Here is a 14956-nt window from a genome sequence, read left to right on the forward strand (position 1 = left end):
AAGCGGACACGCTGGCTTGCAGCTAAAACAATCTGCCCGCTACATTCATTTCAATTATTCTAATACATGATGAGGTTTAGCTGGGAGCCTGCGTCAGCGCCCGGAATGCCGCTATCTATATACGACCAGGCCCCGGCAAGCGCTTAAACGCGGTGCATTCCGCCGCTCGATATTGTGTCAATTTGCAAACATGGCGTGCACTACTGTTGCCGATCCACACAACCAACCATCGGCCGGCTTACAAAGTGGAGTAAATGCGAAATGCCGCTTCGATGTCGTCGAAAACGCGGCCGCGGCCATTCTTCAACACGAGCGCCGACTTGCACAGCTCGCCGATCACATTGAGATTATGTCCCACAATGATCATCGAGCGATCCTTGCGTTTAACGAAAAGCTCCTCAAAACAGCGGAGTTGGAAGCGTTTATCGCCAACCGCCAATACCTCGTCGATGAGATAGCAATCGAAATCGATGGCAAGCGACATGCCGAAGGCGAGCCGCGCTCGCATGCCTGAGGAATAGGTCCTGAGAGGCATGCGCAGATAGCGGCCAAGCTCACTGAAATCCTCTACCACATCGCGAATTTCATCGAACGGCTTGTCATAGATGCGCGACAGGAAGCGCATGCAGTCGTAGCCAGTCATCGAACCGCCGAAGCCACCGCTCAAGGCAATGGGCCACGACATCGACATGTTGCGCACGACCTTGCCCGACGTCGGCTCCTCTATCCCAGCGATCATGCGTACGAGCGTTGACTTGCCGGCCCCATTGTGTCCGAGGACGGCAATCTTTTCACCGCGGCCAATCTTGAATGTCACGCCATCGACCACGCGGCGCATCCGGCCATGCACCTCATATTCCTTGACGAGGTCGAACACGCCGACAATGCCATCTTCGTGCCAGGGCATTTCGCTCTTCGGCGCCGGCGTCCCCGGGGACGTGATCTGCGTGAGACTGGAAGGGAGACCGGTCATTGCTGAGCCGCGTGCTCGTGTACCTGGATCATGAAGAATCGCACGATCCAGAAGGTCGCAAAACAAACCGCAAGCAGCATCAGAAACGAACCGAGGCGCTTCGGGTAGAGCGCATGATCGGGCAAATTCGGATCGGCGATTCGCTCCAGATACAATTGTTGCCGCTGCGCATCGATCCTGGCATTTTCCAGGGAAACGGTCGCCGATGTTAGCATCTTCGCTGCCATTTCCCTCTCCAGCAGCAGCTGCTCATATTGCGCGATGCGAGGTGCCATCGAGCCGTCACTCCCGACGATACGTGCCCGTTCATCGCTGATCTGCCGTTCCATCGCCGCCACGCGCGCGCTCAGCGCCTCCCCTTGCGGACTTTGCGGCGCCTGTTCTTGCAGCGCAGAAAGACGCGCCTTGCTGTCGGCCAGATCATCCGAAAGACGGGCAATCATGTCCAAGGCGGCAGACGATTGCTTGCTTGGGTCGACAAGCGCTTCGCGATTGCGGAATTCCGTCAGGCTTTTTTGCATGTTGGACAGTCTTGTCTGGCTGTCGTTCACCTCGATCTGCGCGTAACGGATGGCATCTTCGCGCGCCCGATCATTAAGACGGTTGATGAGTTCTTCCGCGTGCTGAACCAGGGCATTGGCCAGGCGATAGGCGTCTTCGGCACGAAATGCGCGTGCATCCAGTGTCGTCACGCCGCTGCCGCTGTCGGTGTGTACATTGATGAAACGAAGATAATGCCGATACAACTCCTCATTATTGGCTTCCGCCCAAGGCAGCGGGTAGCGGCTGAGGAGATCTCCCTCGGGGCGAGAGAGGATTTCCATTAGACCGTCCCTCTTTACCAAGGCGTCGACAGCGGCGCGCGACTTGATGAACTCGGTGACGATGTAGCTGTCATCCTGCGCGCGAACGAATCCGGTGCTCTGCAGGAACCCGCTAAGCAGGCCAGCGGCGTTCCTGTTCGGGCTGCGCACGACGAACTGAGTTTCGGAAACATACTGATCGGAGCAGATGAAACCGTAATAAATCGCCCCGAGCAAGCCGGGAACGACGACGATCAGCAATAACAGCAATTGTGATCGAGCCCATTGCGCGACAGAACGCGGCCAGGAAACCGGTTGACCTATGACGGCGCCGGATGAGCGTGCATTCACCAGCCTAACGAAATCAGTGAATTCCTTGTTATTCTCGATACGGCTCATTTGGGACCATCAAATCTCTCTTGGAATGGTGAGGACCACTCCGCCGCTGCCCTTCCGGAGCTCCGATTGAGCAACCGCAGTCAGCCGGTTTCCATCGTTTTGGCTCATCATCCCAACCAACGGGCACGACGATGTCGATGGCAATTTATTTAGCAAGAGATTCCCATATATCCTTTGAAAGTCAAATATATTTCCGCGTTTTCGAAATTTTTACATACGGAAACAAGAATAATTTGGCTTCTGTCGCAATTAATACTTTGGCGACGCGATCCGTATGGCGAGGCCGAATTGTGGCGGCAATAACTGCCATTCGATCAGCCGTTTTACCCTCATTGCTGGTTCAAGGAATTCGGAATGGGAAAGTTCGGAGGCATCTTGCAGCATATCGGCAGTAACCTTGCCTGGGATGGCCGTCCAGACCTGTTCATCGGCCGGTTTTGCCGAAGCCTCTTGAAATTTCTCCTGGGTAGGCGGCGCAACCTCCCATTTTCGATACCGGAAGATGTCCTCCAGTTACCGTTGCGTTTCATGTCCCCCAAAGCGGTTCCGCTCATGCAACCAGCCGTGAGCAGACATCGCAGGCTGTTTCGTTCAGGCGCGAGCCGTCGCTTTTAGCGAACATCTTTTGGGGGGACTTATATGCACATAGATTCGACGATCTTTCCCCAGGAGGCGCGGTCCTCGACAAAGGCAGACGAGCAGCCGTCCTGGTTGCCCCCCATGAACGCTCGACTGCTCGCTTTCCTTCCGACACGTCAACGGTTTCCTCTCATCGGCCCCGCCTTCTCCGCCTCGCTCAAGCCGATCGAATTGACGATGGGTGCCGCCGATGGTGTCGTCAGTTGGGGAGACGGACCGCTTGCCCGCCTGGCGCGCCTCTATGCGCAGGTGCAAGGTCTGCCCTTCTGGACGGTGGCGGGCGGCTTCCTGCAATCGACCGGTCAGGACGCCACATCGCCGGTCTCCATCGTCGCCGACGATCTCGGTATTCATTCTTCTGCCCGCCAGCCCTCCCGATTGGAGGCGCTGCTTCAAAATGCGCCATCCGACACGGATATTCAGCGCGCCCGCGACCTGCGGCGATGGATCATTCGCGAACGGTTATCCCAAGACAATCAGCTGCGGGACGAGAGCATTTCGCTTCGCCGGAGCCGTCGCAGACGGATCCTGCTTGTAGACGAGGTGATGGGAAATCACGCTGTGGAAAGCGCCGGTGCCGATGCCGCGACTTTCGCAAGAATGTGGACGGCGGCTCTTGCCGTGGAAAATGCCGATATCATCGTCAAATGCCATCCCGACGTCATCGCAGGCCAGGCTCGGGGTTTTCTTCAACCCCTCGCCCGAACGGCAGGCGTGCAGCTTGTGGACCGCCCTGTCTCGACGCATTCCCTGCTGGATATGGTGGATGAGGTCTGGACCGTATCAAGCCAACTCGGGCTGGAAGCGCTTCTGCGGGAAATACCTGTCGTTACCTTCGGCATGCCCGCCTATGCCGGCTGGGGACTGACTGCGGACCGCGCCGTAGGCACGGTCGCAACGACGGCGCGCTCGCGTCGTGCACGCCATGTCAGCATAGACGAGTTTGCTGCTGCTGCTTTCTTTCAATATTCCCGTTATGTCGATCCCGTCTCGCGCAGCCCGATCACGGCAGAGCAAGCAGTCGAACGGCTGCTGGAATGGCGCACGCGCGCCCGATCGCTCTCCGGCCGTTACCTTTGCGTCAATTTTTCGCTTCACAAACGCGCGGTCATGCGCAGCTATCTAAGCAGCCCCCGGTCGCAGGTGCAATTCGCCACCAATCCGAGCGCCTCGGAGATTCAGAGTGCGGACACCATCGTCCTTTGGGGGAACGCCACTCCTCCCGATGAATCCATTTTGTGGAAGCAGGGCAAGAGATTGCCGATCATTCGGGTTGAAGATGGCTTCATTCGCTCCTCCGGCCTCGGCAGCTCGCTGGTGCCCCCATCTTCGCTCTGCTTCGACGACCAAGGCATCTATTTCGATGCCTCAGCTCCAAGCCGGCTGGAGACGATCCTGAACGGGGCGAATTTCGACGATGCGCTTCTTGCGCGCGCAAAGCGCTTGCGGCAGGCCATCGTCTCGATGGGCATCACCAAATACAATCTGCCGCCGCAGCCGGCGCCGGATTATCGTGCTCTGGCCGAAGGCCGCGATATCGTTCTGGTGGCCGGGCAGGTGCCGAACGATGCTTCGCTGCGGTTCGGCATGGCAAGTCATCCATCCGATATCGAACTGCTCAAAGCCGTCCGGCGCGCAAGACCTGCGGCATTCATCATCTACAAGCAACACCCCGATCTTCTGGCGAAGGCAGCTGGCCGACATCCGTCTCCATGGCCACCGGCGGAGGCGGAAGCTGCCGATCTCGTCATCGGGAATGTCGATCTGGACAATCTCCTCGGCGTTGTCGACGAGGTTCACGTCGCAACATCGCAGATCGGGTTCGAGGCCCTGCTGCGAGAAAAGCCGGTATGGTGTCACGGTCTCCCCTTCTACGCCGGCTGGGGCCTCACACGGGATTCGGTCGTTTCGTTGCGGCGAAAGCGCGCTTTAACGCTCGACGCCCTCGTCGCCGGCACACTCATTCTCTATCCGCGATATTGGTCGAACATCACCAATCTTCCGTGCGAGGCGGAAGACGTGGTCGCCGAACTCTATCGCTCCCGCCAGGGCATCGCTCCCAATCCGTCGCGGCGGCGCTGGCTGGCACAGGTCATCCACATGCTCGAGGCGAGAAAAAAATGATGAAGCCGGTCGTTATGGACATCTCGCGATTGATGGAACGGTCGCATTGCCCGACGCCCACCGGCATCGATCGCTATGAGCTTCATTATGCGAATTGGTTGAACGAGCGCCGTAAACGGACTGCCTTGACCGATCTCGGTGCGTTTCCGCCACCGTCGTGGTTTGTCGAAACCGGTCATAACAGCGCCGTCACCATTCCGTCCGAGCGGGCGGACAAGTTGGTCTCCATGCTCAACAGCCGCTGGGCAGCAACGGAGATATCGCCCGCACAGTCCGCCCTTCTCGAACGGATTTTCGCCGCCATCGATGGCAAGATCAGGTGGCAGTCGGCGTCGGAAGTAAAAGCAGGCGAGGCTCATACGCAAAAGCTGCGCAAGATTGCGCATGCCGTCGCCAATCATTTCGCTCATGGCCTGGCGTTGCCGGACAGGGCGTCTTTCGTCCACGTATCACACAGCCGGCTGGAGCGGACATCGGCTTTCTCCTGGCTTCGAGAAGCCGGCAGAAACGGCGTCTTCTACGTCCATGATCTCATTCCGCTATCGCATCCGGAATTCGTTAGACCCGAGGAGCCGGAGCGGCATCGCCGCAGGATGGAGACGGTGCTGAGACATGCGTCGCTGGTGCTTTGCAACTCCCAGGTAACGGCACGCGCCTTGCGCACCTTTGCCCAGGAAAGCAATCGAAAGCTGCCCTCTATCGCCGTGCTGCCTCCCGGTGTCGAACAATGCTTCCTGTCGCCGTCATCGGACATGCCACGCCCACAGCAGCCATATTTCGTGACGCTCGGAACGATCGAACCGCGCAAGAACCACATGCTGTTGCTGCACCTGTGGCAATATCTGGCCGAGCGTGACGGGCCGAAGGCGCCACGGCTGGTCATCGTCGGCAAGAGGGGATGGGAAAACAGCCACATCCTGGCAATGCTGGAGCGATGCCCTGCCCTGCCCGGCCTCGTCATCGAAGTGCCGGGGCTGGAGGATGCCGCCTTGGCGCGGCTGGTCGCGGGCGCGGCCGCCCTTCTCGCGCCTTCCTTCACGGAGGGGTATGGCATGCCTGTCGCCGAGGCTATCGCGCTCGGCACGCCGGTCATTGCCTCCAACATCAGTGCTCATCGTGAAGCTGCCGCCGGGCAGCCCGCCATCTTTCTGGACCCCCTAGACGGGCTGAGCTGGAGAGCCGCGCTGGACATGATTGCCGCCTCTCCGCAACGCCGAATGAAGCCCGGGTCATCAAGCGGGTGGGATACGCATTTCGATGATTTGGAGGCGCTGATCGAGGCCGATTTTTCGCCACGACGCCATGCTGCTCAACGCGCTTCGCGGCGTATCGAGAGATACCCTACCTCGGCGATTTTGCAGTGAGAGGCGGCGGTGCTGGCGAAAGACAGCAAAGAGATAAAGACGGTTGATCCAATATCTGGGAGCAGCGAAGTGACAAGCTTTTACGACATTGAGAACTGCTACAAATTCATCCTCGGTCGCGGAATGAACGAGGACGAACGTAACGTTATCGGACAGAATCTATTGCAGCTGACCGACATTTCTCTTGAAGAGCATCGTCGGCGTTTTCTCAGCTCTCACGAATTCCATCATCGCCATAGCGAACTGCTTTTCAACAATTTCGTGCCGAAATCGCTTATCGTTCTTTTCGAAACCAAGTACAACTTCAAACTGTATCTTGACCTACGCCAATATCATATATCCTTCGGCATAATGAGCGGCGAATACGAAAAATTCGATATTGATCTGGTCAAGGCCATTTTGCCAGAGACCGGTCAGTTTGTCGATGTCGGCGGCAATGTTGGATACTACTCGCTCTCCGTCGCAGCGCAACCGTCCTTCAAGGGAACGGTCCTTGCCTTCGAACCGCTTCCGAAACTGTGGGATCTATTCAACCGTTCAATCCTGGAAAACGGCTTTGAAGATCGCGTTAGCGTTCGCCAGCTTGCGCTAGCTGATGTGGCAGGGGAACTACAGCTCAATGATGCCGAGGATACTGTCAACGCCGGAGCGACGCGGCTGGTGACGAATTCGGCCGGCGCCATGGTCGGCCGTGTGACTAAAGTCGAGACTCTCGATCATATCATCGGTAGTTTGCGTCCCGATGTCATGAAAATCGATATCGAGGGTGCTGAAGGGCTGTTTCTCACGGGAGCGCTGAAAACGCTCGCATCGCACAAGCCGTCGCTCTTGATGGAAATAAACCGGGACATGCTCGCCGTTCTGTCGAAAACTACGCCCGGAGAAATCCATCAACAACTCACGCAATGTGGTTATCGCATTTGGAATAGCGCCCAAAACAAACTGACCCACATGACGTCAGCCGAGGAACTAGACGTGAATTATCAGGTCGGGACGGTGGGCAATATTCTTGCCGTTCATGAAGAGCGCGCCGACAACGTCAGCGAAAACCTTCAGAGGCTTGGACTGACGCTGGGCTTAATGAAGGAAAAGAAACGGCGTCAACGGGAGCCGGCTCTCTAGTTCACACCAGCGCCTCGCTGTGCGGCTCCGTCGCCGGTGGGCATGATATACGGAGTTCGTGATTGAGCAAGCGCATAAATGACATAGCGGAGATCGCCTACTACGGCTCTTGCCCGAGCGAAGAGTTCGTCCGTTACGCGTTTGCGGGCCGCAAGATTTCGTTTTTCTGCTACGGTATCAACATTGCCAGCTTCATGAACGAGCGGAAAGCCAGCATCAGAGCCATAGAAGCATGGCCCGAGCCGATCAAGAAGAAGCTGAATTTCGAAGCATGCAAAGGCTTCCGGGAGCGGCTGAAGCGAGCCTGTCCGAAAATCCTTGTAGTCGATTTCTGCCGCATCACGCGCGCTCCGCTCATGCGCTATAGGGACACCCTGCTGACGGTACCTTACGAACTTCTGGAGGCGGGACCAGACCTGCAGCGGGAAGCCTTCAGTATCTTCAAGATTATCCCTTTTGGCTGCCGCGAATTTTGGGTTTCCGTAATCGAAGGAATGCAAGAATTCTGCATTTTCCTGAACCAGGAACTTCCCAATACGAAGCTGATTTTACTGGATGTTCCGCCCACTGCCGATTATCGTGGCACACTTCTTGATAGCAACACTTATATGATCGACTTCTGTCGCTGGCAGATGCGCTATCCGATGTCGCGCATGCTTGTCGACTTCTGCCTGGATCAAATTGAAAACAGCCGTGTACTGACGCCTCCTATTAATCTCTATTCCGATGACACCGCTCTTTATGGACCTGCACCGATGCACTATTCGGTCGAGGTATGGAAAGAGATGGCAGAGCGCTTTCACGACGCCGGCGGCTTTGAAGGCCTGCCGCGGTCCAGGGACCTTATTTCGATCCTCACCAATTATTCTGGCCTTATGGACGCTTTCACGCGGACAACCGTGTCGAACCCAAACCTTCATAGGTTCAGCCTCGATATTCTGCATGGAGCATTACCCTATCTTTTCGCAAAAATTAGCAGTCCGGCCCACAGTCATTTCGGCGATCCGATCGATTCCCACGATGTCGTTGCCGCGTTTCGCTGGATTCTTGGGCGGGAACCGGAATCAGCGGAAACTTTTTTTAATCACTATGCTTTGCACAACCGCAGGGAGTTGCGTGAAACGTTGCTGCGTTCCTTGGAATTCCAGACCCAGGTGCCCTATTATGCTCCCCAGCAGTAGCATCATGAATTGCGGCGCAATCGCTGCATCATTCGTACTTGATGTGTCTACGCGCCACGTTGATCAGAAACAGGCCGAAGGCGGTAGTGAACAGGCAGCATTTCAGAAGAAATCCGACATCATAAAACGCCTGTACTGTATCGCCGAAGACACCAGCTCGAAAAAGCTCGAAGCAATGAACGAGAGGGACATAGAGCGCCAGCTTCTGGGCGCCGCTGGGAAGCCAGGCCACCATGAAGAACATGCCGGAGATCGGCAGCGTCAAATATTGGAACGGCGGAATGAATTTCTCGACGAATTCGAAACGCTCCGAAGCAGCCGCAAAGACAAGGCCGATGCCGAAGGAAAACCAGGCCATGAACAGCCAGCCTGTCAAAAGCAGAGCAAGATCCTGGAACGGCGGAATGATGTTTGCCAAACGCGCAACCGTGTAGACGACGATGAGCGCAGCAGTCGTGCCGGCAGTCTCAAGAAGCGTCCGGGCGATTATGGCGTCAGCCAGGCGGATTTGGCGATGGTACATCAAGGGCAGATTTTGACGCAGACAAGAAACTGCGTGACCGGTTATGTGGCGCCAGAGCGTCAGCGGCATGTAGCCGCTCAAAACGAAAGCCGCGACGGTCAATCCGTGCGCCTCATGATTGAGCAGCGTCCACATGATCATGACACCCGTGGTCAGGATCATCGGTTCCAGCGCAAGCCACAGGAAGCCGATGTTTTCCCGCCCGTAGCGTATGAGCATTTCGCGCATGATCAGCGCACCAAGGACGCGCCCCTGAATCTTCAACCCGTCAATGAACTGCGACCCTCCGCGCGCGTTTGCCGATACCTGATGCATCCGAAGCCCTCCTGGTCGCTACCCCGTCTCCATCGGACGGTCGGTCAACGATACCGGCGAAGGGCAACCGCTCAATCTTCATTGCGCCGGGCTCGGACAATTAGCGTCCGTGACGTCCGCTCGCGGATCTGCAACGACAGCCGATCATCAGAAAGGGCATGGTCATGGCTCTGATTAACCCCGAGACCCAAAACAAGAAAGTCGATGCAGATCAGCGCCGGCAGCCTTTCCACCGCGTGATTGCAACTTCGATTGCCGGACCTGCAAGAGCCCGAAAGCGTCGCAAGCGTTACGGCCGTCTAAGCGTTTATCTGCTAGCGGTTGTTGCCCCTACCCTGGCGGTCAGCGCCTATTACGCATTCATCGCCGCTCCAATCTATGTGTCCGAATCCTCTTTCGTCGTCCGCATGGCCGCGCCGCCATCCTCCAATGTCTTCGGTTCTCTGCTGCAGAACAGCGGGATAACGCGCTCGCAGGACGATACTTTTTCCGTGCAGGAATATATCCGCTCCCGCCAGGCGCTGAAGGAACTTGCCGAAAAGCTTCCCGTACGTGCTATTTTTGGCAGTCCGCAGGCGGACTGGCTGACGCGTTTTCCCCGCTTCTGGGAAAACAACAGCGAGGAACAGCTCTTTAATTACTATTCGAGCCGGGTGTCTGTCATTCACAACGACACCACAGGCATCACCGTCCTACGGACGACAGCCTTTCACGCGCAGGATGCCGCGGATATGAACGCCTCATTGCTGGCACTTGGCGGCGATCTTCTTGACAGGCTCAACAATCGCGCCCGTGGCGATGCGGTTCGCTTTGCCGATGGCGAGGTGCAGCAGGCGCAGCAGCGGGTCATTGATGCCCAAAGAAACATAACAAACTTCAGAAACAAGGAGCTGATGGTCGATCCGAATGCCAGCTCCATGTCGATGATCGATCTCATCAGCAATCTGACGTCCGCTCTCGCCAATACGCGGGCACGCCTTGCAGAGACGCGCAAGACTGCGCCGGATAGTAACTCCATTCCCTTTCTGACGAGCCAGGTCGCGGCACTGGAGCAGCAGATCGAGAATGAGCGAGCAAAAATGGTCGGATCCGACAAATCCGTCGCGCCCAGAATTGCAGATTACGAAAGTCTCGTCCTGATGAGGGAGTTTTCCAACAAGGCGCTCGTTGCCGCGCTCGATGCGCTCGAAGCAGCCCGAGCCGATGCCCGCCGCCAACAGCTCTATCTTGAGGTCGTTGTTCCACCGCAGATGCCTGACGAGGCAGAGATGCCTTATGCGCTGAAGAACGTTACGGTCGTTTTTCTGTCCCTGAGTCTTTGCTATCTGCTGGGCTGGCTCATGGTCACCGCCATCAGGGATCACGAAAGCGGCTGATGCCGATATCAATCGGCATGCCAGAAGCAGGTATAAATCTCCGCCATGCAGGCGCGGATTTCTCGGCTCGCGACCGAATCCGGCGTGACATGGCCATAGAGGCCAAACTCCGCATCGCGTGCGCGGATGTAATACCGCAATGCCGCTTCGATATCCCGCATGGCCTTGTACAGGTGTGCAGTCTGGATTTCGACGTCGATCACTGACGCTGCATCGAGATTTTGCGCATATTCGCGATAGACATCGTAGAGCTTCAGCGCCTCATCGAAATCGCCGGCTTCCTTCGTCGCATTGGCGTAGACGGCAATCAGGTCGATTTCGCCATCCGTCTCGACCAGATCGCGCAATTGCGCCCGCGCCTGACGCCAACACCGCGACTGAAGCAGTTCCATCGCATTCTGGCGTTTGCGTTCTATGTCTATGCGCGAAAGCCTGAGACGTGCCGACTCCAGATGAGCGGCGACATCAGCATTATCGGGGGCGAGCACATGGGCTTGCTCGTACCATGGAAGCGCGGATTCCCAGTCATCCATCCGATTGTAGAGGTGGCCGAGCTGCAGGTGAATGTCGACGTCGTCTGGCTCTCCCGTGAGGAAGCGCTGATATGCGTCGAGCGCCGCATCGAAATCGCCATTCTCCTTGTGAGCATGACCCAGCTGCACATACAGTGATATTCGCGCGGGATTTTGCTCCAGCGCCTGTTGATAATAGAAGGCGGCCGCCGCCCAATCGCGCCGGTCGCGCGCGGCATCCGCCTCGGCGAGAGCATTGACCGGTGTATCGACTCTGGTTGCCGCTTTTTCTGCTTGGCCGACCCGCAGGAGCGTGGATGCAAATCTCAGCTCTCGTCTCATGATACCCGCCGCATGGAAATGTTGCGGGGACGCAGCCAGCGGTCTTCTGGAGAGCGCTCGTGAATGCGAACGCGCAATTCGATGAAGCGATGCTCCCGCTTGATGGCCACACACACGGCTCCGGTGAACGAACCAACCAGCGTCATGACCTGTATAAAATCGAGACCCGAATTGGCGACGATCTCGATATCGAGTTTGGCCGTTTGCGGCTGGATAATGTCGAGATCCAGCAACCATTCGCCTTCTGCCATGCTGCGCTTGGGACCTGTCAACAGCCAGCCGGAATGCACGGCCCACGTGCCGTCATTGATCTGCAGCGGCTGGCACAGGAGATCCGGAGCAATCATCCAGCCGACGTTTTCGACCTCACGCACGAGGACGAGCATTGCCTGACCATCCGGATTGACCAACAATCCAGACGGGGAGATGTTCGCGTTGGATGAATCGAGTACATCCCGCGCACCATCATCGTCCTCCGGCAACAGCGTATCCCAATAGGCGGTTTGACCATCCCGGCGCGCGATGGCGACAATCCGCTTAACGACGGCGTTTCGCGTAAGGACACCGCGCCTGAGATCGAACTCCATCCCCAACCGCTCAGCTGATGTCGGATCGCGGCCGCAAATCCGCGAAAAGGCATAGCGCAGGAAAGCGGCATCATCGTCTCTTGCGAAGCGAACGAAATTCTCCAGCATGGCGAACTGGTCTGGTTCCCGACGCAATGCATGCAGGCCGGACAAGCTGTTCAATGATTGCGGGATAGGACGGCGAGCCTTCAGCGCGTCAACTATACGCAGCCGATTGGTGCCGCCGCGGATGGCGTTCGCAAGCGAAAGGCGATCATCTGCTGGTAGATCGATCTCTGTCAGGTCCAATGCTTTTGCCCAGGCATCGACAAAGGATTCCGCGGGTAGGGAGAACACGTCTTTCGGCAGAACGCTCAAAGGCTGTCTATGCAACTCGGCGATGGTCAATATTGCCCCCCAACATCTTCTCGATGGCTGTGACATGCCGCGCAGCGATGCGCGGATAGGAATACCAATGGGCTGACTGCCTGCGGTCTCGATCCAGCATCGAGAGCAGCGCAGGATTTTGAGCAAGGCTGAGCAGAGCCTCGGCGATGCATTCTATCTCGGTGCTCTTCACGACATGGCTGAATGGCCATAAATCGCGCAGAACCGGCGAGCGAGAGCAAAGCAGCGGCCGGTCAACGCTCATTGCGATACGCGCTGCCCCGGTCGCCGTTTCAGTCGAATGGCCGTAAAGGAACGAAAGCAGATCGCAGGTCATCAGTTCACGGCGCAGTTCTCCTTCAGGAATGAAGTCGAAGCGCGCGGAAACCTTGTCGGATAGTCCAAGATAGGCGATCAGATTTTCGATCATGGCCCGTGCCGCGCGCGATTCGTCGTTGGGTACGGTACAGTTGAACAGCTTGAGGCGAAGTCTCGGCTCATAGTTCAATGCCTCCGCAAAAGCCAAGACCAGACGATCAATATTCTTATGAGGCATCAGGAACCCGAAGGAACCAATAGTGAAATGTGACGGGTCGGGTGCTGGTGCATCTTCTGGCACCAAGAGAACGCCGTGCGGCATGACGATCGGGTTCGGGTGGCCAGCCGCAGAAACAGCTGCGGCATCCTCTGCCGAATGCAGGAAGACGATGTCGAACGCGCGGGTCCAACCGAGTGTTCCGCCGCGTAGCGCCTCTTTCACGCTGTGCATGGTCAGCACGCGTAGTCGATGACTTGTGGCCGCGATCGGCTGAGCCAGCAATTCCATATCCGGTGTTGAGAAATGCCCCGGATGATGCTGCATCCACAAGACATCGCCGCGTGCCTGCTCCAGCCTTCCTGCCAGACGTTTGAGCGAAGCAAGATCATAGCCCCACAACCGCGACAAACTGCGCGGCGCAGCCTCGGTACTGTCAACGGGCACTTCGGGCAATGCATCGTCCATGATACGCCGGGCGAAAATATGATCGATCCTGTCTTCGAATGCGGGCGTATTATAGAGATGCTGCGAATAAGTGGCGATGCCGCATTGCTGTTGCCAGGAGGAGATAAGATCGATGGTCCATTCGCGCCGTGGCTGAGCCGCTGCCCGAGCGGATTTCGTAAGAGCGCTCAAGGTGCGGATAGCGACCGATCTCCAGCTGAAATGCGCTTTCAGCAATGATTTCGCCCTCTCCGTCCTGCTGCAAGCCTCATCGGGCCGATCGAGCACGGCGCGCATCTGCATTCCCAGATGTTCTACGGAGGGTTCCGCCCACAGACTATGAGAGCCTGCCACATGAGCCTGCGACGCCGACATATGGCAGTCGATGAGCCACGCCGTATCGGGACGGCAGAAATCGAGCTGACCGCTGTAATTCGTGGTAACGACCGGAACATCGAGTAGCATGGCCTCCGCCAACGGCAAGCCGAAGCCCTCACCTCTGCTTGGTGCCACCAACATTGCGGCCGAACGATACAGCGCGTGAAGCTGGCTTGGACTATAGTGTTGCTCGATGATGGTGATGAGGGGGGCCTCGGCGAGCCTGTCACGCCGGTCGGCCAGAACAGATGCCAAGATATTGTTCGGATTCGGAAAAGTCTTGATGACCAGCTCCACCGGGTCATCCGCGCGGAAACTGTTCAGGAATGCGTCGACCAGAACATCGACGCCCTTGCGCGGAAAGCAGGAAGATACATGCAGAATGCGCCGGCGACCGCCGTCGGGCAGCGGAGGTGGCACATCGTCCGCAATGGCCGAAAGATGATCACAGCCATTTCCTGTAACTTCCACCGGTATCGTGACGCCGGAACGCTCGAAACTTTCATGGACGAAGTTTGAAATGACAGTCACAAGGTCGAGATCGCGGTTGAAACGGTCGACCAGATATTGCGGAAATTCGAGCTCTTCCCAAGCAAAAGCCACATAGGCATTCTGCCGGCCGACCATGTTATGGGTCACCGGCGGCCAGGTATTGCGAAGATGGATGTCGAATGTCTCTTTGAACGGATAATCATCGCGCATCCGGCGGATGATATCCGGTGCTGCCGCCAGATTGATATCGCTCTGCCAATCATCTTCGGCGGTATGACAAGTGAGATTGATGCCCAAATCAATAAGGGCCTGCGCAAGCTGACGATTGACGATCGCCAGGCTGTAATCGCCTTTGAACACCCCGTCGAAGAAAACTGTCTTGCCGGCGAACTTTTCGATCAGTGATCGCTCATCGATGCGACCTGCATCGAGTGAATAAGGCGAGGCAGCATCGTCATGGCGCATTCAGTACTCCCAG

At 57.0% G+C, this 14956-nt stretch carries 11 protein-coding genes; 5 read left to right on the forward strand and 6 right to left on the reverse strand.

The genetic code is table 11. The features are described from left to right. Positions 1–238: 238 nt before the first annotated feature. Positions 239–907, reverse strand: coding sequence for an ABC transporter ATP-binding protein (locus JJQ51_RS28445; protein WP_246661130.1), 669 nt, complete (start codon positions 905–907; stop codon positions 239–241). Positions 908–969: 62 nt separating this feature from the next. Beyond that, positions 970–2175, reverse strand: a complete 1206-nt coding sequence (locus JJQ51_RS28450) for a capsule biosynthesis protein (protein ID WP_113332677.1) — start codon at positions 2173–2175, stop codon at positions 970–972. 720 nt (positions 2176–2895) lie between these two features. Here JJQ51_RS28450 and JJQ51_RS28455 point away from each other — a divergent pair. The 4 genes from JJQ51_RS28455 (at position 2896) to JJQ51_RS28470 (ending at position 8605) form a co-directional block, all read left to right on the forward strand. After that, the gene (locus JJQ51_RS28455) at positions 2896–4938 is read left to right on the forward strand and encodes a capsular polysaccharide biosynthesis protein (RefSeq protein ID WP_233788766.1); all 2043 of its coding nucleotides are present in this window, start codon (positions 2896–2898) and stop codon (positions 4936–4938) included. Then, positions 4935–6302, forward strand: coding sequence for a glycosyltransferase family 4 protein (locus JJQ51_RS28460; RefSeq protein WP_233788765.1), 1368 nt, complete (start codon positions 4935–4937; stop codon positions 6300–6302). The genes JJQ51_RS28455 and JJQ51_RS28460 overlap by 4 nt, the downstream gene beginning before the upstream one ends. Before the next feature lie 9 nt (positions 6303–6311). Then, a complete protein-coding gene (locus JJQ51_RS28465) occupies positions 6312–7424 on the forward strand; it encodes an FkbM family methyltransferase (protein WP_233788764.1) in 1113 nt (370 codons plus the stop codon). A gap of 62 nt (positions 7425–7486) precedes the next feature. Further along, entirely contained in the window at positions 7487–8605 is a 1119-nt protein-coding gene (locus tag JJQ51_RS28470) for a hypothetical protein (RefSeq protein ID WP_113351145.1), read from the forward strand. 28 nt (positions 8606–8633) lie between these two features. Here the strand turns inward: JJQ51_RS28470 and JJQ51_RS28475 are convergent, their stop codons facing one another. Beyond that, on the reverse strand, positions 8634–9443 hold the full coding sequence (locus JJQ51_RS28475) for an ABC transporter permease (protein ID WP_113351144.1): 810 nt from the start codon (positions 9441–9443) through the stop codon (positions 8634–8636). Positions 9444–9607: 164 nt separating this feature from the next. On the opposite strand from JJQ51_RS28475, the gene JJQ51_RS28480 reads away from it, so the two are divergent. Further along, positions 9608–10819 (forward strand): capsule biosynthesis protein, encoded by a 1212-nt coding sequence (locus JJQ51_RS28480; protein ID WP_186450318.1) that lies wholly within the window; start codon positions 9608–9610, stop codon positions 10817–10819. A gap of 8 nt (positions 10820–10827) precedes the next feature. On the opposite strand, the gene JJQ51_RS28485 is transcribed toward JJQ51_RS28480, so the two are convergent. From JJQ51_RS28485 to JJQ51_RS28495, 3 genes are read right to left on the reverse strand one after another with little or no spacing between them, the layout of a single operon-like run. Continuing rightward, complete coding sequence (locus JJQ51_RS28485; RefSeq protein ID WP_113351142.1) at positions 10828–11673, reverse strand: tetratricopeptide repeat protein; 846 nt, start codon at positions 11671–11673, stop codon at positions 10828–10830. Then, the gene (locus tag JJQ51_RS28490; RefSeq protein WP_269245572.1) at positions 11670–12596 is read right to left on the reverse strand and encodes a hypothetical protein; all 927 of its coding nucleotides are present in this window, start codon (positions 12594–12596) and stop codon (positions 11670–11672) included. Before JJQ51_RS28490 ends, JJQ51_RS28485 begins: the two co-directional genes overlap by 4 nt. A gap of 28 nt (positions 12597–12624) precedes the next feature. Next, positions 12625–14943 carry a glycosyltransferase family 4 protein gene (locus JJQ51_RS28495; protein WP_113351140.1) on the reverse strand — a complete coding sequence of 773 codons (2319 nt, stop codon included), beginning with the start codon at positions 14941–14943 and terminating at the stop codon, positions 12625–12627. Positions 14944–14956: the final 13 nt, after the last annotated feature.

It is taken from the genome of Rhizobium sp. AG207R, assembly GCF_027109195.1.
In the GTDB taxonomy this organism is placed as follows: domain Bacteria; phylum Pseudomonadota; class Alphaproteobacteria; order Rhizobiales; family Rhizobiaceae; genus Rhizobium; species Rhizobium dioscoreae.

Excerpts from the sequence above, each read along its gene's own strand:
- JJQ51_RS28450 (WP_113332677.1), bottom strand. The coding sequence starts at position 2,175 with ATGAGCCGTATCGAGAATAACAAGGAATTCACTGATTTCGTTAGGCTG.
- JJQ51_RS28480 (WP_186450318.1), top strand. The coding sequence starts at position 9,608 with ATGGCTCTGATTAACCCCGAGACCCAAAACAAGAAAGTCGATGCAGAT.
- JJQ51_RS28475 (WP_113351144.1), bottom strand. The coding sequence starts at position 9,443 with ATGCATCAGGTATCGGCAAACGCGCGCGGAGGGTCGCAGTTCATTGAC.
- JJQ51_RS28445 (WP_246661130.1), bottom strand. The coding sequence starts at position 907 with ATGCCCTGGCACGAAGATGGCATTGTCGGCGTGTTCGACCTCGTCAAG.
- JJQ51_RS28485 (WP_113351142.1), bottom strand. The coding sequence starts at position 11,673 with ATGAGACGAGAGCTGAGATTTGCATCCACGCTCCTGCGGGTCGGCCAA.
- JJQ51_RS28455 (WP_233788766.1), top strand. The coding sequence starts at position 2,896 with ATGAACGCTCGACTGCTCGCTTTCCTTCCGACACGTCAACGGTTTCCT.
- JJQ51_RS28460 (WP_233788765.1), top strand. The coding sequence starts at position 4,935 with ATGATGAAGCCGGTCGTTATGGACATCTCGCGATTGATGGAACGGTCG.
- JJQ51_RS28495 (WP_113351140.1), bottom strand. The coding sequence starts at position 14,943 with ATGCGCCATGACGATGCTGCCTCGCCTTATTCACTCGATGCAGGTCGC.